At 68.3% G+C, this 19,554-nt stretch carries 18 protein-coding genes; 17 read left to right on the top strand and 1 reads right to left on the bottom strand.

Going from position 1 to position 19,554, the window contains the following annotated elements; all coding sequences use genetic code 11:
- Positions 1 to 116 precede the first annotated feature (116 nt).
- The 6 genes from PCA_RS07095 (at position 117) to PCA_RS07120 (ending at position 5,591) form a co-directional block, all read left to right on the top strand.
- Positions 117 to 1,886, top strand: coding sequence for a cation:proton antiporter (locus PCA_RS07095; protein WP_181301891.1), 1,770 nt, complete (start codon positions 117 to 119; stop codon positions 1,884 to 1,886).
- 183 nt (positions 1,887 to 2,069) lie between these two features.
- Positions 2,070 to 2,822 (top strand): FKBP-type peptidyl-prolyl cis-trans isomerase, encoded by a 753-nt coding sequence (locus PCA_RS07100; RefSeq protein ID WP_181301892.1) that lies wholly within the window; start codon positions 2,070 to 2,072, stop codon positions 2,820 to 2,822.
- 124 nt (positions 2,823 to 2,946) lie between these two features.
- Complete coding sequence (locus PCA_RS07105; RefSeq protein ID WP_181301893.1) at positions 2,947 to 4,290, top strand: UDP-glucose/GDP-mannose dehydrogenase family protein; 1,344 nt, start codon at positions 2,947 to 2,949, stop codon at positions 4,288 to 4,290.
- Complete coding sequence (locus tag PCA_RS07110) at positions 4,290 to 4,502, top strand: SlyX family protein (RefSeq protein WP_181301894.1); 213 nt, start codon at positions 4,290 to 4,292, stop codon at positions 4,500 to 4,502. The genes PCA_RS07105 and PCA_RS07110 overlap by 1 nt, the downstream gene beginning before the upstream one ends.
- Positions 4,503 to 4,517: 15 nt before the next feature.
- Entirely contained in the window at positions 4,518 to 4,976 is a 459-nt protein-coding gene (locus tag PCA_RS07115; protein ID WP_181301895.1) for a hypothetical protein, read from the top strand.
- A gap of 57 nt (positions 4,977 to 5,033) precedes the next feature.
- A complete protein-coding gene (locus tag PCA_RS07120) occupies positions 5,034 to 5,591 on the top strand; it encodes a DUF2058 family protein (RefSeq protein WP_181301896.1) in 558 nt (185 codons plus the stop codon).
- A 527-nt stretch (positions 5,592 to 6,118) separates the two neighbouring features.
- Here PCA_RS07120 and PCA_RS07125 read toward each other — a convergent pair.
- Positions 6,119 to 8,182 carry a 3-hydroxyacyl-CoA dehydrogenase NAD-binding domain-containing protein gene (locus PCA_RS07125; protein ID WP_181301897.1) on the bottom strand — a complete coding sequence of 688 codons (2,064 nt, stop codon included), beginning with the start codon at positions 8,180 to 8,182 and terminating at the stop codon, positions 6,119 to 6,121.
- A 269-nt stretch (positions 8,183 to 8,451) separates the two neighbouring features.
- On the opposite strand from PCA_RS07125, the gene PCA_RS07130 reads away from it, so the two are divergent.
- The 11 genes from PCA_RS07130 to PCA_RS07180 form a co-directional block, all read left to right on the top strand.
- Positions 8,452 to 8,946, top strand: coding sequence for a hypothetical protein (locus tag PCA_RS07130; RefSeq protein ID WP_181301898.1), 495 nt, complete (start codon positions 8,452 to 8,454; stop codon positions 8,944 to 8,946).
- 11 nt (positions 8,947 to 8,957) lie between these two features.
- The gene (locus tag PCA_RS07135) at positions 8,958 to 11,177 is read left to right on the top strand and encodes a bifunctional diguanylate cyclase/phosphodiesterase (RefSeq protein WP_181301899.1); all 2,220 of its coding nucleotides are present in this window, start codon (positions 8,958 to 8,960) and stop codon (positions 11,175 to 11,177) included.
- 172 nt (positions 11,178 to 11,349) lie between these two features.
- Positions 11,350 to 11,964, top strand: coding sequence for an RNA polymerase sigma factor RpoE (gene rpoE / locus PCA_RS07140; RefSeq protein WP_181301900.1), 615 nt, complete (start codon positions 11,350 to 11,352; stop codon positions 11,962 to 11,964).
- Positions 11,961 to 12,641 carry a sigma-E factor negative regulatory protein gene (locus PCA_RS07145; RefSeq protein ID WP_181301901.1) on the top strand — a complete coding sequence of 227 codons (681 nt, stop codon included), beginning with the start codon at positions 11,961 to 11,963 and terminating at the stop codon, positions 12,639 to 12,641. The genes rpoE and PCA_RS07145 overlap by 4 nt, the downstream gene beginning before the upstream one ends.
- 129 nt (positions 12,642 to 12,770) lie before the next feature.
- Complete coding sequence (locus tag PCA_RS07150) at positions 12,771 to 14,267, top strand: DegQ family serine endoprotease (protein WP_181301902.1); 1,497 nt, start codon at positions 12,771 to 12,773, stop codon at positions 14,265 to 14,267.
- A 175-nt stretch (positions 14,268 to 14,442) separates the two neighbouring features.
- On the top strand, positions 14,443 to 16,233 hold the full coding sequence (gene lepA, locus PCA_RS07155; RefSeq protein ID WP_181301903.1) for a translation elongation factor 4: 1,791 nt from the start codon (positions 14,443 to 14,445) through the stop codon (positions 16,231 to 16,233).
- Between the two features lie 25 nt (positions 16,234 to 16,258).
- Positions 16,259 to 17,173, top strand: coding sequence for a signal peptidase I (lepB, locus tag PCA_RS07160; protein ID WP_181301904.1), 915 nt, complete (start codon positions 16,259 to 16,261; stop codon positions 17,171 to 17,173).
- Positions 17,174 to 17,295: 122 nt separating this feature from the next.
- On the top strand, positions 17,296 to 17,679 hold the full coding sequence (locus PCA_RS07165; RefSeq protein ID WP_181301905.1) for a DUF4845 domain-containing protein: 384 nt from the start codon (positions 17,296 to 17,298) through the stop codon (positions 17,677 to 17,679).
- 24 nt (positions 17,680 to 17,703) lie between these two features.
- A complete protein-coding gene (gene rnc, locus PCA_RS07170; RefSeq protein WP_181301906.1) occupies positions 17,704 to 18,363 on the top strand; it encodes a ribonuclease III in 660 nt (219 codons plus the stop codon).
- A gap of 85 nt (positions 18,364 to 18,448) precedes the next feature.
- A complete protein-coding gene (gene era, locus PCA_RS07175) occupies positions 18,449 to 19,384 on the top strand; it encodes a GTPase Era (RefSeq protein WP_181301907.1) in 936 nt (311 codons plus the stop codon).
- A 79-nt stretch (positions 19,385 to 19,463) separates the two neighbouring features.
- A partial coding sequence (locus PCA_RS07180; RefSeq protein WP_181301908.1) for a recombination protein O N-terminal domain-containing protein occupies positions 19,464 to 19,554 on the top strand: 91 nt, incomplete at its 3' end.

Genomic DNA, 19,554 nt, shown 5'->3' on the forward strand with positions numbered 1-19,554 from the left:
TTCCAGAAATCTTCACGTGGACAGGCAGGCCTGCGTCACCATGGATGCGGTCGGCCGATCCCGGTTCGCGGAGGCCATCGTTTAAGCTTCCCGTCCATACGCGACGAGAGGAAGACATGCACGAGATCGGCTTCATCCGCGACCTCGCAATGGTGATGCTGGTGGCCGGCGCCACCACGGTGCTGTTCCAGCGGCTGCGCCAGCCGGTGCTGCTGGGCTACATCCTCGCCGGCGTGCTGATCGGCCCGCATACCCCGGGCATGCTGGTGGCCGATCCGCGCGCGATCGACGACATCTCCAACCTCGGCGTGGTGCTGCTGATGTTCACGCTGGGCCTGGAGTTCAGCGTGCGCAAGCTGCGCGAAGTGGGCATAGGCGTGCTCGCGGTGGCGGTGCTGGAAGTGGGCCTGATGCTGTGGATAGGCATGGGCCTGGGCCACCTGTTCGGCTGGAAGGGCATAGACGCGCTGTTCCTGGGCGCGATCATCGCGCTTTCCTCCACCATGGTCGCCACCCGCAACCTCAAGGAAGGCGGGTTGCAGGGGCAGTCGTTCGCGAAGCTGGTGGTGGGCCTGCTGGTGGCGGAGGACGTGCTCACCATCGTGATGCTGACCCTGCTCACCGCGGTGGCGATCGGCGGCAGCGTGCAGGCGGACACCGCGCTCGCGCTGGTCGGCCACCTCGGCCTGTTCGTGCTGGTGGGGATGATCCTGGGCCTGCTGCTGCTGCCGCGGCTGGTGGATTACGTGGCCGGTTTCGGCCGCGACGAAACCCTGCTGGTCAGCGTGCTGGGCATCTGTTTCGGCGCCAGCCTGCTGGCGGTGTGGATGGGCTTCAGCGTGGCGCTCGGCGCCTTCCTCGCCGGCGCGGTGGTGGCCGAGTCGCGCAGCGTAGACCGTGTGCTGCACCTGGTCGAACCGTTGCGCGACATGTTCGCGGCGCTGTTCTTCGTCGCGATCGGCCTGAAGATCGACCCGGCGATGCTGGGGCAATACGTGCTGCCGGCGCTGCTGATCGCCGCCGTGGTGATCGTCGGCAAGACGCTGGCCTGCAGCGTCGGCATCCTTGCCGTGGGGCACGATGCGCGCACCGCGCTGCGGTCGGGGCTGAGCATGGCGCAGATCGGCGAGTTCTCGTTCGTGATCGCCACGCTGGGCCTCTCGCTGGGCGCGATCAGCGATTTCCTCTACCCGATCGCGGTGGCGGTGTCGGTGCTGTGCATGGCGGCGTCGCCGTACCTGGGGCGTTCGGCCGACCGCCTGGCCGACGGCTTGTCGCGCGTCACGCCGCACTCCATGCGCCTGCTGGTCGAGAGCTACAGCGGCTGGCTGGAGAACCTGAAGCCGGTGGACGAGAACGCGGTGCTGGCGGCCATGCTGCGCCGGCTGCTGTGGCATATCGCGGTGAACGTGCTGCTGGTGGTCACGCTGTTCCTGATCGGCGCCTACGTGAACTCGCATGGCTGGAGCTGGTTCAGCCAGCTGGGCATCGAACGCGATCTGCGTCACGAGCTGATCTGGGCCGCCGCGCTGTTCCTGTCGCTGCCCATGCTGATCGCGGTGTACCGCAAGGCCGAGGCCCTGGGCATGCTGCTGGCCGAGCTGGGCATACGCGAACGCTTCGCCGGCGCCTACACGCACCGGATCCGCAGCGTGCTGGCGCGGATCATTCCGCTGGCCACCCTGTTCGTGCTGGCCCTGCTGGTGAGCGCCCTGGGGGCGACGATACTGCCGCCGCGCGGGGTGGCGCTATCGCTGCTGGTGGTCGGCGTGGTGCTGGCGGTGGTGTTGTGGCGCTCGCTGGTGAAGCTGCACGCCCGCTTGCAGGCCGCCCTGAAGGAGACGCTGGACAAGCCCGAGACGCCCCGGCCGGGCGATCCGTCCTGAACCGGGGCGGGGGAGGCGCCGCCCGGAGCTGCCGATCCGGGCGCGCTGAACCTTTCCGGGGCTTGACTGTCCCAGCCAGACCCGATTGCAAGCCCGGCGCAGCCGCCTCACAATTGGCGACCATGCCTCCGCAGTGGGGGCCCGGCCGGCGGCACCGGCATATCCAACACGAGGAAGTTTCAGATGAAGCATTTTCTGCGTCCCACGCTGACCACGGTTGCGATGGCCGTGGCGCTGGGCATGTCGGCGGGTGTGTGCGCCGCCCAGACGACCACCAAGGCCGCTGCCGGCACGGTCGACAAGGCCAAGGCCAGCTACGTGGTGGGCTGGGAGATTGCTTCCCAGGTTCCGCCGATCATGCGCGACGAGCTGGACCCGACCGCCGTGTCGAATGCGGTGAAGGCCGCCCTGTCGGGCCAGAAGCCGACCATGAGCGAGGCCGAGGCCAAGCAGGTGCATGACGCCTTCATGGCCAAGATCAAGGCCAAGTACGAAGCCGAGATGACCAAGCTGGCGGCCAAGAACAAGGCCGAGGGCGACGCCTTCCTGGCCAAGAACAAGACCGCCCCGGGCGTGAAGACCACCGCCTCGGGCCTGCAGTACCAGGTGATCAGCCAGGGCACCGGCGCCCGTCCGGGTCCCAACGACACCGTGAAGATCGACTACACCGGCACCTTCGTGGACGGCCAGGTGTTCGATGCCTCGTCCAAGCACAATCCGCCGGGCGCGGCCGACATCCCGCTGGCCGGTGTGATCCCCGGCTTCCGCGAAGGCCTGCAGCTGATGCAGGTGGGCGGCCATTACAAGCTGTTCATCCCGTCGGCCCTGGCCTACGGCGCCGAGCCGCAGCCGCCGATGCCGCCGAACGCCACGCTGATCTTCGACGTCACCTTGGTCAGCACCAAGGCCACGCCGGCGGCGCCTGCGCAGAAGTAATCCTGGCGCAGGCCACCGGCCGCGAGAGGGCGCGAAGCGATTCGCGCCCTCTTGTTTTGTCCGTCCCCCGTAACGACCGCGCGGTTAGAATGCGCGTTCGCGTTCCACAGGAATCGGCAGCACGATGAAAGTCACGATCTTCGGCACCGGCTATGTCGGCCTGGTCACCGGCGCCTGCCTCGCCGAGATGGGCAACCACGTGGTCTGCGTCGACATCGACGCCGGCAAGGTCGAGCGGCTGAGGCGCGGCGAGATTCCGATCTACGAACCCGGCCTGGAGCCCATCGTCCGGCGCAACCATGCCGGCGGCCAGCTCGATTTCACCACCGATGCCGCGCCGGCGATCGCGCACGGCGAGGTGATCTTCATCGCCGTGGGCACGCCGCCCGACGAGGATGGCAGCGCCGACCTGCAGTACGTGCTGGGCGTGGCCAGGACCATCGGCCAGCACCTCGATCGCTACGCCGTGGTGGTGAACAAGTCCACCGTGCCGGTGGGCACGGCCGACCGCGTGCGCACGGCGATCGCGACGGAACTGGCGTCGCGTGGCGCGGGCGTCGAGTTCGACGTGGTCTCCAACCCCGAGTTCCTCAAGGAAGGCGACGCGGTGGAGGATTGCCTGCGCCCCGACCGCATCGTGATCGGCAGCTCCAGCGCGCACGCCGTGGCCGTGCTGCGCAAGCTGTACGCGCCGTTCAACCGCAACCACGAGCGCACCGTGGTGATGGACGAGCGTTCCGCGGAGCTGACCAAGTACGCCGCCAACGCGATGCTGGCCACCAAGATCAGCTTCATGAACGAGGTCGCGAACATCGCCGAGCGCGTGGGCGCCGACGTGGAGCTGGTGCGCCAGGGCATCGGCGCCGATCCGCGCATCGGCTACCACTTCATCTATCCCGGCGCCGGCTACGGCGGCTCGTGTTTTCCCAAGGACGTGCAGGCGCTGGAGCGCACCGCGCGCGGCGTGGGCTACCAGGCGCGCCTGCTCGGCGCCGTCGAGGCGGTGAACCACGACCAGAAGACCAAGCTGTTCGAGCTGATCTCGCGCCACTTCGACGGCGACCTGAAGGGCAAGACCATCGCGCTCTGGGGCCTTGCCTTCAAGCCGAATACCGACGACATGCGCGAAGCCTCCAGCCGCCGCCTGATGGAGGCGCTGTGGGCCGCCGGTGCGCAAGTGCGGGCCTTCGACCCGGAGGCTCGCGAGGAAACCCGGCGCATCTACGGCGAGCGTGCCGACCTGGTGCTGTGCGAGCACGCCTACGATGCGTTGCAGGGCGCCGACGTGCTGGCCATCGTCACCGAGTGGAAGGCGTTCCGCAGCCCGGACTTCGCGCGCATTCGCGCCGCACTGGGCACGCCGGCGGTCTTCGACGGCCGCAACCTCTACGACCCCGCCGTGGTGGAAGAGGCCGGCCTGGCCTACTACGGCATAGGCCGCGGCCGCAGCCTGCGGGTGGCGCGCTGATGGACGCGATCGAGCGGCGCCTCGCCGATCTGGAAGTGCGGCTGACCTTCATCGACGACACCGTGCAGGCGCTGGCCGCCGCCGATGCCGACCAGGCCATGCGCATCGTCGAACTGGAACGCCTGCTTCACCTGCTGCGCCAGGAACTGCAGAGCGTGCGCCTGGGCGCCGGGCATGACCCGCACAGCGAACCGCCGCCGCCGCACTATTGAAGAGTGCGGCCATGGATGGCCGCCCGTTTGATCTTCGCGATCATGGATGATCGCAAAAAATGGAAGAGTGCGGCATGGATGGCCGCCCGTTTGATCTTCGCGATCATGGATGATCGCAAAAAATGGAAGAGTGCGGCATGGATGGCCGCCCGTTTGATCTTCGCGATCATGGATGATCGCAAAAAATGGAAGAGTGCGGCATGGATGGCCGCCCGTTTGATCTTCGCGATCATGGATGATCGCAAAAAATGGAAGAGTGCGGCATGGATGGCCGCCCGTTTGATCTTCGCGATCATGGATGATCGCAAAAAATGGAAGAGTGCGGCATGGATGGCCGCCCGTTTGATCTTCGCGATCATGGACGGTCGCAAGAAATGGAAGAGTGCGGCATGGACGGCCGCCCGTTTGATCCTCGCGATCATGGACGAACGCAAAAAAATGGAAGAGTGCGGCCATGGACGACCGCCCGTTTGATCTTCGCGATCATGGACGATCGCCAACGAAAAACACCAGACACACCGGATCACGATCATGGCCGAATCCCTGCGCGACCAGCTGCTGAAGAGCGGTCTCGTCAAGCAAGTCCGCGAGGAAAAAAAGCGCGGCGCCGAAAGCAAGGGCAGGCCGGCAGGCAAGCCCCAGGGTCACGGCGGCAAGCAGCCGGCGCCGCGCCGCAGCCAGGAAGACATCGACCTTGCCAAGGCCTACGCGATCCGCGCCCAGACCGAGGCGAACGAACGCAAGCGTGCCCAGCAGGAAGCCGAGGAACAGGCGCGCCTGCGTCGAGAGCGCAAGCTGAAGATCCAGCAGCTTCTGGAAGGCAAGGCCCTGAACAAGGCCGAGACCGAGCTGGTGCGCAACTTCGAGTACGGCGGCAAGATCCGGCGCATCCACGTGGATGCGGACCAGCTCGCGGCGCTCAACGCCGGCGAGCTGGGCGTGGTGCAGCAGGCGGGGCGCTACGTGCTGGTCGGCCGCGAGATCGCCGAACAGGTGCGGACGATCGACGCGCATCTCCTGGCCTTGCTGGTCGAACCCGGCGCGGCCGCCAGCGACGACGACGGTGTGCCCGACGACCTGGTGTGGTGAACCGGCTTCGCCATCCACGCAACCGCGGCCCGGTTGAAATTCCTCATGCGGAGAAACGGCGGCGCGAAGCGCGTCCGCTCCGGGTGGCGCGCGTCGGCGCGGCCGTATCCCCATTCCCATGATGCGCTGGCCGGTTTCGGCTGCACGCGCGGCAGCGTGGTTTGCCGTGGCGTGGACATGATGCGCGTCGACGCAAGACGGTGTTGACGGATCGGCGACTGCTTACGCCGATCCTGCTTCTTTCTGGCGCCCTGGAGAGCGCTCTCCGCCGTTGAAAGCGCGCGCGACCTGCAGTGCCACGCCCCTGAATCCGACGGCTTCAGGCAATCGCGGTATCAACGTTCCCGCTGACGGCATTCCGGTGGGAGCGCGCATCGGTACGCGGCAGGCAACGGGTGACGCCCGGCATGTTTTCAACGGCGCGGGTATTTGGCCTTGCGGACATCACCTTCTCCTACCAGCAGGAAGTGGCAAGAAAGGCGTCGATGTCGACCGCGGATCTCGTGGCTGCCCGCAAGCGGAAGGTTTCAGGGGATATCGGCGCTGGCTGCCAGTGCCGGATGATCCCAGCCTTCCTTCGGAGTGAATCGGGCGCCGTGGCGCTGGGCCAGCTGTTCCAGCTTCGCCTTCACCACCTCGACGCCTTCGCTGCGCAGGTACTGGATCGGGCCGCCGCGGAACGGTGCGAAGCCGGTGCCGAAGATCACGCCGGCGTCGAGCAGGTCGGCATCGTCCACCACGCCGTCGGCGAGGCAGGCCACCGCCTCGTTCACCATGGACAGGATCATGCGGTCGGCGAGGTCGGGCGCCGGGCTGTAGTCGGGATCGACTTCCGGCTTGATCGGCTTGCCGTCCTGCCACACGTAGAGCCCTTGGCCGTCTTTCTTGCCGCGCTTGCCCGCGTCGAGTTTTTCCTCCAGGCCAGGCGGCAGTTCGAGTCCGAGGAAGGGCGCCAGCTCCTTGCCGACCGACGCGCACACATCGAGGCCGACCGTGTCGGCCAGCTCGATCGGTCCCATCGGCATGCCGAACTGCTTCGCCACCTTGTCCAGCACGGGGCCGGGCACGCCCTCGTTGTAGAGGCGCAGCGCCTCCAGCAGGTAGGGCATCAGGATGCGGTTGACCAGGAAGCCGGGCGTGCCCTTGACCGCCACCGGCAGCTTGCCGATGGCCTTGCAGAAGGCCAGTGCGCGTTTCTCGATGGCCGGGTCGAGCGCGTCGTGGCGCACCACCTCGACCAGCGGCATCTGCGCCACCGGGTTGAAGAAGTGCAGGCCCAGGAAACGCCGGGGCGACGTGAGGTTCCTGCGCAGCTCGTCCAGCGGAATGCTGGAGGTGTTGCTGGCGAGGATTCCCTCGGCCTTGAATTGCGGTTCGATGCTGGCGTACAGCGCTTCCTTGGCCTCGGCATTCTCGTAGATCGCCTCGATGGCGAGGTCGGCGTCCTTGATGCCGGCACCTTCCACGTCGGCGCGCAGGCGGCGCGTGGCGGCCTCGATCTTTTCCGGCGCCTTCAGCTTCTTCTCGTACAGCACACGGGCACGGTCCAGCGCAGGCTGGACGAACTTCAGCTCGCGATCCTGCAGGGTGACCGCGAAACCCTTGAGCGCGGCCCACGCGGCGATGTCGCCGCCCATCACGCCCGCACCCACCACGTGCACCCGCTCGATGCCGTGCTCGGCGCCGGCGCCCTGGTTCTTCAGCCGCTCCTGCAGGAGGAACACGCGGATCAGGTTGTGCGCGGTGGGCGTCTGCGCCAGCTTCGCCACCGAACGCGCCTCCAGCTTCAGCCGCTGCCGGATGTCGCCGCCACCGCGCTGCCACACGTCGATCAGCGCGAACGGGGCGGGATAGTGTTCCTTGCGCACCTTGGCGGCGGTCTGCTTCATCACCATCGGCGCGAGGATCTGCCGCGCGGGCCAGCAATTGGTGAGCCAGGCCTTGGCGCGTCGCGCGAACGGCCGCGGCTGCGGACGGCGCAGCAGGGCGCGCGCCTCGGCCAGCAACTCGTCGGCAGGCGCCACGCGGTCGACCACGCCGAGCGCCAGCGCACGTTTCGCCGACAACGCCCTGCCGGTGAGCATCAGGGGCAACGCCTCGGGTGCGCCGATCAGCCGCGGCAGGCGCGCCGTGCCGCCCCAGCCGGGATGGATGCCGAGCATCACCTCGGGCAGGGCGATCCGGGTTCGCTCGTCGTCCGCGGCGATGCGCTGGCCGCAGGCCAGGATCAGTTCCGTGCCGCCGCCCATGCAGGCGCCATGCACGGCGGCAACCGTGGGGCAGGGCAAGCGGGCCAGCGCCTCGTACACCTGCTGACCGTTCTCGATGTTGTCCAGCACGCTGCCCTGTTTCGCGTACTCCACGAATTCCTTGATATCCGCGCCCACCGCGAAACCGGAGGGCTTGGCGGAATGAATGATCACCCCGGCCGGTTTCTCGATTGCCAGCCGCTCGACGATCTGGCCCAGTTCGTCGAGCACGGCGCGGCTGATCGCGTTGACACTGCTGCCGGCGCGGTCGAGGCTGAGCGTGACGAAACCGCGCTCGTCCAGGCTGGTCTTCCAGTGGTTGAAGCGCAATCCTTCGAACATGGGGCGGTCGAAAAGGTGGTGGACGGAGCCCGAACCATACCGTCCCGTCCGGAGGAATGCGAGATGCGTGCCGGCCGGGCATCGGCGGGTGCGGCGCACGGGCTTGCGACGATTTTCAGACTTTTCCTATAGGTCGAATGTGAATGGGTTCGCCCTCCCTGGTGGCAGTCAGGCCCCAAGATGGACGCAAACCATGGAAAATGTGCCATGGGAGCCGGCTGCTGGCCCGGCATTGCGCCGGCAGCCTCTGAACGACTCGGGGAGCCACGATGACGTCGATGATGGATATGCCGTTGCCATCTTCCGGCCATGATGTCTTCGAACGGATCCTGGCCGCGCCGGCCGGGGTGGTGGCCGTGCGCAGCGAGGACGGCGTGGCCTTGCTCGAGCAGTTCCGCAACATCGCCCGCCACAGCGGGCAGGCGGTGTACGTCTGGCAGCAGGGCGACGGGTTGTCCAGCCTGCGCGACGCGCATGCGCGCGTGCCCGATGCGCAGCGCCTGGGCCAGGCGCTGCGCTACATGCAGCAGAGCATGCATTTCGGCGTCTACGTGCTGCAGGAACTGGAGCTGCCGCTGGCCCCGGCCGATCTCGCGCTGCTGCGGCAACTCGCGCGGGCGACCACCGGCCACCTGCGCCGGGTGGTGCTGCTCAATGCGCCGCTGGCCCTGGTCGAGCAACTGGGCGAACTGATCACCTGCATCGACAGCGAGCCCCAGTTGCCGCAGCGCCTGCGCCTGCGCGACGGCCGCTGGCTGAGTTGAGCGAGGCAGGCATGGGCACAGGCACAGGTATTCTCGTACTGGCCGCACGGCGCGATCTGCGCCGCCGCCTGTTCGACGTGTTCGACCAGGCGGGATGCCGGCACATCCACAGCGCCCGCGATGCCCAGCATGCGGCGATCCTGCTGGAGGGGCGCCAGCCGCTGGAGCTGATGGTGGCCGTGCTGGGGCCCGAGGAGGCGCAGGCGCGCCATTGCTGCGAGCAACTGCGCACCCTGGGCGCCGCCGTCGGCGTGCCGCTGCTGGCGGTGCTCGACGAGGAGGCGCCGCTGCAGCCGGCGCAGCTGCCCGACGGCCTGGCCGGCTGGCTGCCTGCCGCGCGGATCGAGGCCGATCTGCTGACCCGCTGGCGGGAACTCCCGGCGGCGACGGAACCGACGCCGGCGCCGGTTCCGGGTGCGGCGGAGCGCGCGCTCGCCCTGCTGGCGCGCATCTTCGCCACCAGCGGCGGCGGCGCCACCCGCGACGCCACCGCGCGGCTGCTGTTCGACGAACTGGCGCTGGACTACCTCGCGGTGTGGCCGGTGCGCAACGAGGGTGGCGAATATCCCGTGCCGCTGCTGCAGCTGTGGAACGGGACGGAGCCGGCCTGGCCGCCGGTGGAGGCTCAGGCGCTGCTGCAGCGCGTCCTCGACGGCGAGGTGGTGCTGTACCGCGACGCGGCGAGGCAGCGCGCTCCCGCCGATGCGCTGCTGCCCTTGCTGGATCTGTCCGGTTTCGTGGGCCTGCCGTTGCTGGACGAGCGCCGGGTGGTGCTCGGCGCGATGCTGGCCGGCATCCGGCGCGGCTTCGGCGACATGGCGATCGTCGAGCCGCTGCTGCGTTGTGCGGCAGCCCGCTTCGCGCAGGGCCTGGAACTGGGGCTCACCCGCGAGCAGGGACGCGCCGAAGGCCTGCTCGATGCGCTCACCGGGCTGCCGAACCGGCTGTTGTTCGGCGACCGGCTGGAGTCGATCCTGCGCGAGGCGGTGCGCAACGGCGAGTGCTTCGCCGTGCTGTTCGTGGACATCGATCATTTCAAGGCGATCAACGACACGCACGGCCACGCCGCCGGCGACCAGGTGCTGCAGGAAGTCACCCGCCGCCTGCGCGGCAGCGTGCGCGCCTCCGACACGGTGGCGCGCTATGCCGGCGACGAGTTCACCGTGGTGCTGCGCCACATCGTGAAGAACGACGACGTGCAGCGGGTCGCCGAGAAGATCCTGCAGGTGATAAGCGAGCCGCTGGCGCTGGAGAACGGCACGCGCCTGCAGATCGGCGTGTCGATCGGCGTCAGCTTTTTCCCGGACGACGCAGCCGACGCGGAAACCCTGCTCAAGCATGCCGACGAGGCGATGTACGCCGCCAAGCGCCAGGGCCGCAACACCTGCCGCATCTACGAGGTGAGCCCGGAATACGCGCGCGAGCACGGCATGGCGCTGCGCTCGCGCCTGCGCCACGCGCTGGGCAACGGCGAACTGCGGCTGGTCTACCAGCCCCAGGTGGGCACCGACAGCGAGGACATCGTGGGGATGGAGGCGCTGCTGCGCTGGGAGCATCCCGAACTGGGGCCGATCAGTCCCGCGGTGTTCGTGCCGCTGGCCGAGGAAACCGGGCTGATCGTGCCGATCGGCGAGTGGGTGCTGCGCACGGCCTGCCGGCAGGCGCAGGAATGGGAGCAGCGCCACGGCCTGCGCCTGCGCCTGGGCGTGAACCTGTCCGCCCTGCAACTGATGGAACCCAAGCTGCCGGCCACGGTGTTCCGGGCGCTGCAGGAAAGCGGACTCGATCCCACCCTGCTGGAACTGGAGATCACCGAAAGCATCAGCATCAAGGCCGCGCCGAACCTGGTGGAGAACCTGCAGGCGCTGCACCGGCTGGGCTGTCGCATCGCGATCGACGACTTCGGCACCGGCGCCGCCTCGCTGGACTATCTGCGCAAGCTGCCGGCCGACCGCATCAAGGTCGACCAGAGCTTCGTGCGCAACATCGGCGTGGATCCGGACGACGAGGCGATCGTGCGCGCCACCATCGAAATGGCGCACCGGCTCAACCGCAGCGTGGTCGCCGAGGGCGTGGAGACCGAGCAGCACCTGGCCTTCCTCCGCGCGCACCAGTGCGACGAGCTGCAGGGCTACCTGTTCTGCCGCCCGCTGCCGGTGGTCTCCTTCAGCCGGCTGCTGGACGAGCGCCAGAACCTGCTCGGGCTGCAGGACGCCACCGTCCCGGCTTGAGCCCGGCGCGCCGCGCCCCCATCCCATTGCGGCAGGGCGCAAGGTCAACCAATGGCAGGCCCGTGCGTCAGGGTGAAGTCGCTACACTTGCGCGCGACGCTGAACTTGCGCGCCCGGCCCCGGTCTGAGCAGCGCGCTCGTTCTGGCACCAGCTCCGCAGCGGAAAACGGCATTGACGACGGATACGGCCCGCACGGGCGAAAACGAACTGGACCGGGCACTGGTCGAACGCGTTCAAGGCGGCGACAAGCGCGCCTTCGACCTCCTGGTGCGCAAGTACCAGCACAAGGTGATCGGGCTGGTCTCGCGCTATGTGAGGAGCCATGCCGAATGCGAGGACATCGCCCAGGAGTCCTTCATCCGCGCCTGGCGCGCCATCGGCTCGTTCCGCGGCGACAGCGCGTTCTACACCTGGCTGTACAAGATCGCGGTGAACACCGCCAAGAACCATCTGGTGGCGATGGGGCGCCGTCCGCCCACCGACGACATCGACGCGGAAGACGCCGTGTTTCTCTCCGGCGCCGAGCGCATGCACGACAGCGCCACCCCCGAGCGGGAACTCATGCGGCAGGAGATTGAACATTCGGTGTTTTCCACTGTCCAATCGCTGCCCGAGGAACTCAGGGTGGCCATCACGCTGCGCGAGGTGGACGGTCTGAGCTACGAGGAAATCGCCGAAGCGATGGGCTGCCCGATCGGTACGGTGCGTTCGCGCATCTTCCGGGCCCGCGAGGCGATAGACGAGAAGTTGCGACCGCTGTTGTCGGATCGCGAGGAGCAGAAATGAACCAGCCAGACCAGCATCAGCATGCGCGCGAGCACCTTTCGGCCGGCATCGACGGCGAACTGTCGCACGAGGAACTGCGTTTCCTGCTGCGGCGGCTCGACCACGATGGCGAACTGCGCCGCACCTGGGCGAGCTACCACGTGGCCCGCGACGGGCTGCGCCGGCAGTTGCCGCCGCTGGCCGAGGCCGGTTTCGTGTCGCGGGTGATGCTGGCGATCGAGCAGGAATCGGTCGCGGCCGCCGCCCCGCGGCACCGCTGGCTGCGCTGGTCCGCCGGTGGCGCGATCGCGGCCAGCGTGGCCGCCGCGGCCCTGATGGTGACCCAGCCCACCGGCGACGCCGAGCGCCACGCCGCGCCGCAGATGGCGCAGGCCGCGCCGGGCATGCCGGTGCGCAGCGCGCCGGTGGCCGCCGCGCCGCAGCCCGACGTGGCAGTGGTGCCGCCGTGGCTGAGCGGCAAGGCGCCCGGCCTGCTCAGCCAGCGCGCCTCGGCCACGCTGGGGGCGCCGGTGGGCGGCAGCCTGTCCTCGCCCTACGGCAGCCGCGGCATGTCGCCGTTCCGCGCCCAGCGTTACCGCACGCTGGACAACCACGACGGCAGCTACCTCATCCTGCTCGACCCTGCCCAGCAACAGGTGCCGGACGCTGCGCGCCAGGGCAGCGGCAGCGCCCGCTGAGGCTCGACCGCGTGCGCGTCGCGCGGTCCGTCCACCGCTGCAAATCCCATCCGTTCGCCCACGGCCCGTCCCGGGCCGCTGGCGGCGTGCGCCCATTCATTCCCTCGTAGCGACAACTCAGGAGGCGTCATGAAATCATCCACCTTGCGCAGCTCCGGGCTGAGCCTGCTGGTCTGTTGCGCCCTCGCCGGCATGGCGACGGCCGTTCCGGCAGCGGCCTCGGCCGTGCCTGCGGCGCAGGCCGAGCCGGTGGCGGGCGCGGCTGCGTTGCCGGACTTCACCGGCATCGTGCAGAAGAACGCGCCGGCGGTGGTGCAGGTGGAGGCGAAGTACAGCGGCGGCAAGCCCAAGCTGCGCGGCGTGCCGACCCAAGCCATGCCGAACGACCCGCAGGCCGAGATGTTCCGCCGCTTCTTCGGCATGCCGATGATGCCGTCGCCGGCGGAGCAGGCGCATACCTCGCTGGGTTCGGGCTTCATCATCTCCACCGACGGCTACATCCTCACCAACAACCACGTGGTGGCCGACGCGGACAAGGTGACCGTGCGCCTGCAGGACCAGCGCACCCTGGACGCCAAGGTGGTGGGCACCGACCCCGCCTACGACATCGCCCTGCTGAAGGTCAGCGCGGGCAGCAGCCTGCCCATGGTGAGCATCGGCGATTCGCGCAGCCTGAAACCGGGGCAGTGGGTGCTGGCGATAGGCTCGCCGTTCGGCTTCGACTACACCGTGACCCAGGGCATCGTGAGCGCCGTGGGTCGCAACCTGGGCAGGCAGGACCAGCCCTACACCTCGTTCATCCAGACCGACGTGCCGATCAACCGCGGCAATTCCGGTGGTCCGCTGTTCAACCTGCAAGGCCAGGTGGTGGGCATCAACTCGCAGATCTATTCCGGCACCGGCGGCTACCAGGGCGTGGCGTTCTCGATCCCGATCGACGTGGCGATGAACGCGGTGGACCAGCTCAAGACCAAGGGCTACGTGACGCGCGGCCAGTTGGGCGTGATGGTCCAGCCGGTCAGCGACGACATGGAGAAGGCATACAAGCTGCCCGATGCGGCGGGTGCCGCAGTGGCCCAGGTGACGCCGGACAGCGGTGCCGAGAAGGCCGGACTGCAGCCTGGCGACATCATCCTCAACTACGACCACCAGGCCATCCGCAGTCCCGGGGACCTGCCGCCGCTGGTGGGCCTGACCAAGCCCGGTACGCGCGTGCCGGTGGAAATCCTGCGCAATGGCAAGAAGCAGACCGTCCAGGTCACCGTGGGCGCCATGCCGCGCGACCAGAACGCGGTGGCGAATGGCGGCACGACGACGCCGGGCGCAAGCAGCGGCAGCGCCGCGCTGGGGCTCACCGTGCAGTCGCTGGACGCCGCCACCCGCAAGCAGCTGGGCCTGAAGCCGGGGCAGGGCGTGCTGGTCGGCGATGTCACCGGCGAGGTCGCCGCCCAGGCCGGACTGCAGCCGGGCGACGTGATCCTGATGGTCAACCAGCAGGCGGTGGGCAGCGTGGAGGAGTTCCGGGCCGCGACCAGGGAGGTGAAGGCCGGTTCCACCGTGCTGCTGCTCGTGCACCGGGACGGGCAGAACCGCTTCATCGGCCTGACGGTACCGACCGACAAGTGACGGCCGCTGGCGCCGGGCGGGGCGGTCGCACGGATCGCCCCGCCCGGCGTCGTTCGGGAAACGGAGAACACGCAGCGCGACGGGGCGGCGGAAATCACTGATTCCATGCCACAATACGGGGTTAGTGTCGCCATTCCGGCGGCATCCCCGAGGCAAGGCTGGCTCCGCGCGCTCCATGGAACTGATCCGCAATTTCTCCATCATCGCCCACATCGATCACGGCAAGTCCACGCTGGCGGATCGCATCATCCAGATCTGCGGCGGCCTGGCCGCGCGCGAGATGGAAGCGCAGGTGCTGGACAACAACCCGATCGAGCGCGAGCGCGGCATCACGATCAAGGCGCAGTCGGTGTCGTTGCCGTACAAGGCGCGCGACGGCAAGACCTACCAGCTCAACTTCATCGACACGCCCGGCCACGTGGATTTTTCCTACGAGGTGAGCCGTTCGCTGGCCGCCTGCGAGGGCGCGCTGCTGGTGGTGGACGCCGCGCAGGGCGTGGAGGCGCAGTCCGTCGCGAACTGCTACACCGCGGTGGAGATGGGCCTGGAAGTGGTGCCGGTGCTCAACAAGATCGACCTGCCCACCGCCGACATCGACAAGGTGAAGGGCGAGATCGAGGCGGTGATCGGCATCGACGCCACCGACGCCGTGGCGATCAGCGCGAAGACCGGCCTCAACGTGATCGAGGTGCTGGAAGCGATCGTGGCGCGCATCCCGCCGCCCCGGCCGCGCGACACCGACAGGCTGCAGGCGTTGATCATCGACTCCTGGTTCGACAACTACCTCGGCGTGGTGTCGCTGGTGCGCGTGATGCAGGGCGAGATCAAGCCGGGCGACAAGCTGCAGGTGATGTCCACCGGGCGCACCCACGAGGTGGACGAGGTGGGCGTGTTCACGCCCAAGCGCAAGAAGCTGGACGCGCTGCGCGCCGGCGAGGTGGGCTGGATCAACGCCTCGATCAAGGACGTGCACGGTGCCCCGGTGGGCGACACGCTCACGCATGCCGGCAAACCCGCTTCCGAGCCGCTGCCCGGCTTCCAGACCATGCAGCCGCGCGTGTTCGCCGGCCTGTTCCCGGTCTCCGCCGACGACTTCCCCGCGATGCGCGAGGCGCTGGACAAGCTGCGCCTCAACGACGCCGCGCTGTTCTTCGAGCCGGAAAGCTCCGAGGCGATGGGCTTCGGCTTCCGCTGCGGCTTCCTCGGCATGCTGCACATGGAGATCGTGCAGGAGCGCCTGGAGCGCGAGTACGACCTCAACCTCATCACCACCGCGCCCACCGTGGTGTACGAGGTGCTGAGGACCGACGGCACGGTGCTGTCGCTGGACAACCCGGCCAAGCTGCCGCCGGTGCCGCAGATCGGGGAGATCCGCGAGCCCATCATCGTCGCCAGCATCCTCACGCCGCCGGACTACATCGGCAACATCATCACGCTGTGCGAGGAGAAGCGCGGCGTGCAGCGGTCCATCCAGTACCTGGCGACCCAGGTGCAGATCACCTACGAGCTGCCGCTGGCCGAGGTGGTGCTGGACTTCTTCGACCGCCTGAAATCGGTGTCGCGCGGCTACGCCTCGATGGACTACCACTTCGAGCGCTTCGAGGCCGGCCCGTTCGTGCGCGTGGACGTGCTGATCAACGGCGACCGCGTGGACGCGCTCAGCCTGATCGTGCACCGCTCGCACGCCGACCGCCGCGGCCGCGAGCTGGTGGAGCGCATGAAGGACCTGATCCCGCGCCAGCAGTTCGACGTGGCGATCCAGGCCGCCATCGGCGCGCAGATCATCGCGCGCTCCACGGTGAAGGCGTTGCGCAAGAACGTGCTTGCCAAGTGCTACGGCGGCGACGTGAGCCGCAAGAAGAAGCTTCTGGAAAAGCAGAAGGAAGGCAAGAAGCGCATGAAGCAGGTCGGTCGGGTGGAGATTCCGCAGGAAGCCTTCCTCGCCGTGTTGCGTACGGACAAATAAGAAAGCGGCACTTTCGGGAGTAAGCATGGAATTCGACTTTTCCGCCATTCTGCTGGCCCTCACCGTGCTGTTCGGCGTGGTGTGGGGGCTGGACCGCCTGTTCCTCTACCGCAAGCGCAAGGCGCGCCTTGACGCCGAAGGCAACGAGTACCGCGACCCGGCGCCGGTGGACTGGGCGCGCTCGCTGTTCCCGGTGGTGCTGGCGGTGCTGGTGCTGCGCTCCTTCGTGGCCGAACCGTTCCGCATTCCCTCCGGCTCGATGATGCCCACCCTGGACGTGGGCGATTTCATCCTGGTCAACAAGTTCGCCTACGGCCTGCGCCTGCCGGCGTTCAACACCAAGTTCGTCGATCTCGGCGAGCCGAAGCGCGGGGACGTGGTGGTGTTCCGCTTCCCGGGCTTCCTGTGCCGGGACGCCGGCGGCAAGCTGGTGCGCAGCGGCGACATCAGCTGTGCCGACCCGCAGGCGCCGGTGCCGAACCAGAACTGGATCAAGCGCGTGATCGGCCTGCCCGGCGACACGGTGGAGATCCAGGGCGCCGACCTGATGATCAACGGCAAGCCGGTGCAGGCCGACGAGATCGGACCCTACGTGGGCAATCCCCAGCGCGACGAGGAGCACCTGATGCTGGACATGGGCGCCACGGTGTGGACCGAGCACCTGGTGCGCGAGGACGGCAAGGTGGTCAACCACATGATCGCGCGCATGCCGGCCTACACCACGCCCAATTCCATCCCCAACGCGGTGGTGCCATCCAAGGTGCCGCCGGGCTGCTACCTGGTGATGGGCGACAACCGCAACAACAGCACGGACAGCCGCTGGTGGGGCTGCCTGCCGGAGCAGAACCTGGCGGGCAAGGCGTTCATGGTCTGGATGAGCTGGAAGGGCTGGGGCACGGGCGGCGTGGACTTCCACCGCATCGGCACCGTCATCCACTGATGTGATGCGGCCACTGCTGCATCCCGCGCGGGCGCTGGCATAATCGGCCCCGGCCGCCGCGCGGGCATGCGGTCCACGACACAACCCATAGCCGGCTGCGCCGGCCACGTAGCGAGGGGACTATGAAAGCGAGACAGTCGGGCGTGACCCTGGTCGGGTTCCTGGTGATCCTGCTGGTGGTGGGCTTCTTCGGCTACATGGCGATGAAGCTGGTGCCGGCCTATACCGAGTACGGCGGCGTGGTGAAGGCGATGAACGGCATCGCCAGTTCCGGCACCAGCGGCAAGTCGCTGGACGAGATCCGGCGCGAACTGCTGCGCCAGATGGATTTCCAGTACGTGAGCGACGCCACGATCAAGCCCACCGACATCACGATCAGCCGCGACAGCGGCGGCACCAATGTGCTGCACGTCGCCTACGACAAGGATGTCCCGTTCATGTACAACATCGACTTCCTGCTGCATTTCGACAAGAGCGTGCCGCTGCAGGGCAACGTGAACGAGTGATCCGCACCGCATGAGCCTTTCCGCTTGACCCTGAACTACCGTTTCCGCGATCCCGAACTGGCGGCGCTGGCGCTGACCCATCGCAGCGTCGGCAAGCCGAACAACGAACGGCTGGAGTTTCTCGGCGATGCCCTGCTGGGGGCGTTCGTCGCCGAAATGCTGTACGAGGCGCATCCCAAGGCCAGCGAGGGCGAGCTGTCGCGGCTGCGCGCGCAACTGGTCAACGGCCAGGCGCTGGCGGCGATCGCCCGCGAGCTGGAACTGGGCGATGCGCTGCGGCTGGGTCCCGGCGAGCTGAAAAGCGGCGGTTTCCGCCGCGATTCCATCCTCGCCGACGCGTTCGAGGCTTCGCTGGCGGCGGTGTTCCTGGATGGCGGCCTCGATGCCTGCCGGCAACTGGTGCGCGAGCTGTTCGGCGAGCGCATCGCCGCGTTGCGCAGCTCCTCCAAGGACGCCAAGACGCGCCTGCAGGAATGGCTGCAGGGCAAGGGCTGCGCCCTGCCGCAGTACGAACTGGTCGACAGCCGCGGCGAGGACCACGCCAAGGTCTTCGACGTGCGCTGCACGGTGGCCGAGCCTGCGTCGTTCAGCGCCGAGGCCAGCGGCTCCAACCGCCGGCAGGCCGAACAGGACGCCGCCGAGCTGGTGCTGGGCCACCTGCACGAGCAGTCGCGCAAGGCCTGAGCGTTCCGCCGCGCGTCGCGCCGGCCGTCATGGTCGCGGGCGGCGCACTACAATGCCCCACTTCCGCCCGAGCAGCTTTCATCCCATGGACCACTCCATCGAATCCGGCACCGACGACGCGCTGCCCCACGCGGACTACCGCTGCGGCGTGGTCGCGCTGGCCGGTCGGCCGAACGTGGGCAAGTCGACCCTGCTCAACGCGCTGATCGGCTACCGTCTTTCCATCGTCAGCCCGCGTCCGCAGACCACCCGCCACCGCATCCTCGGCATCGCCAGCAGCGAGGCGGGGCAGGTGCTGTACGTCGACACGCCCGGCCTGCACCGTGGCGCCAAGCGCGCGATGAACCGCAGCCTCAACCGCGCCGCACGCGCGGCGATCAGCGACGTGGACCTGGTGGTGCAGGTGATCGAGGCCGGCCGCTGGACCGACGAGGACGAGGCGTTGTACGCCGTGCTCACCGAGCAGAAGGCGCCGCGCCTGCTGGTCATCAACAAGGTCGACCTCAGCAAGGACAAGACCGCGCTGCTGCCGTTCGTGGCCACGCTGGGCGAGAAGCACGCCTACGACGAGATCCACTACGTCAGCGCGCTGAAGAAGAAGGGCCTGGCCGAGCTGCAGCGCGCCATCCTCGCCCGCCTGCCGGTGCGCGCGCCCATCTACGGCGAGGACGAGATCACCGACCGCAGCGAGCGCTTCCTCGCCGCCGAGATGGTGCGCGAGCAGCTCATGCTGCGGCTGGACCAGGAGCTGCCGTACGCCACCACGGTGGAGATCGAGCAGTTCGACGACCGTCCCGACGGCGTCGCCGAGATCCATGCCGTGATCTGGGTGGAGCGCGACGGCCAGAAGGCCATCGTGATCGGGCAGGGCGGCGCCCAGCTCAAGGCCATCGGCAGCGCCGCGCGCCGCCACATGGAGCGCCTGTTCGAACGCAAGGTCTTCCTCAAGCTGTGGGTGAAGGTGCGCGAAGGCTGGGTGGACGACGAGGCCATGCTGAAGAAGTTCGGCTATACCGACTGACGGGGTTCGGGATTCGCAAAAGCTGGCAAGCTGCCGACCACCGCATCCCCGATCCCTGATCCCAAATTCCTGACCGTCCATGCACCTGGACCAGCAACCCGCCTACGTGCTGCACGCGCGGCCCTACCGCGAGACCTCGCTGCTGCTGGAATGCCTGACCCGCGACCACG

Origin of the sequence: Rhodanobacter sp. PCA2 (assembly GCF_013620825.1) — a bacterium.
Classification (GTDB): Bacteria; Pseudomonadota; Gammaproteobacteria; order Xanthomonadales; family Rhodanobacteraceae; genus Rhodanobacter_A.

Excerpts from the sequence above, each read along its gene's own strand:
- PCA_RS07095 (WP_181301891.1), top strand. The coding sequence starts at position 117 with ATGCACGAGATCGGCTTCATCCGCGACCTCGCAATGGTGATGCTGGTG.
- PCA_RS07100 (WP_181301892.1), top strand. The coding sequence starts at position 2,070 with ATGAAGCATTTTCTGCGTCCCACGCTGACCACGGTTGCGATGGCCGTG.
- PCA_RS07105 (WP_181301893.1), top strand. The coding sequence starts at position 2,947 with ATGAAAGTCACGATCTTCGGCACCGGCTATGTCGGCCTGGTCACCGGC.
- PCA_RS07110 (WP_181301894.1), top strand. The coding sequence starts at position 4,290 with ATGGACGCGATCGAGCGGCGCCTCGCCGATCTGGAAGTGCGGCTGACC.
- PCA_RS07115 (WP_181301895.1), top strand. The coding sequence starts at position 4,518 with ATGGCCGCCCGTTTGATCTTCGCGATCATGGATGATCGCAAAAAATGG.
- PCA_RS07120 (WP_181301896.1), top strand. The coding sequence starts at position 5,034 with ATGGCCGAATCCCTGCGCGACCAGCTGCTGAAGAGCGGTCTCGTCAAG.
- PCA_RS07125 (WP_181301897.1), bottom strand. The coding sequence starts at position 8,182 with ATGTTCGAAGGATTGCGCTTCAACCACTGGAAGACCAGCCTGGACGAG.
- PCA_RS07130 (WP_181301898.1), top strand. The coding sequence starts at position 8,452 with ATGACGTCGATGATGGATATGCCGTTGCCATCTTCCGGCCATGATGTC.
- PCA_RS07135 (WP_181301899.1), top strand. The coding sequence starts at position 8,958 with ATGGGCACAGGCACAGGTATTCTCGTACTGGCCGCACGGCGCGATCTG.
- PCA_RS07145 (WP_181301901.1), top strand. The coding sequence starts at position 11,961 with ATGAACCAGCCAGACCAGCATCAGCATGCGCGCGAGCACCTTTCGGCC.
- PCA_RS07150 (WP_181301902.1), top strand. The coding sequence starts at position 12,771 with ATGAAATCATCCACCTTGCGCAGCTCCGGGCTGAGCCTGCTGGTCTGT.
- lepA (WP_181301903.1), top strand. The coding sequence starts at position 14,443 with ATGGAACTGATCCGCAATTTCTCCATCATCGCCCACATCGATCACGGC.
- lepB (WP_181301904.1), top strand. The coding sequence starts at position 16,259 with ATGGAATTCGACTTTTCCGCCATTCTGCTGGCCCTCACCGTGCTGTTC.
- PCA_RS07165 (WP_181301905.1), top strand. The coding sequence starts at position 17,296 with ATGAAAGCGAGACAGTCGGGCGTGACCCTGGTCGGGTTCCTGGTGATC.
- era (WP_181301907.1), top strand. The coding sequence starts at position 18,449 with ATGGACCACTCCATCGAATCCGGCACCGACGACGCGCTGCCCCACGCG.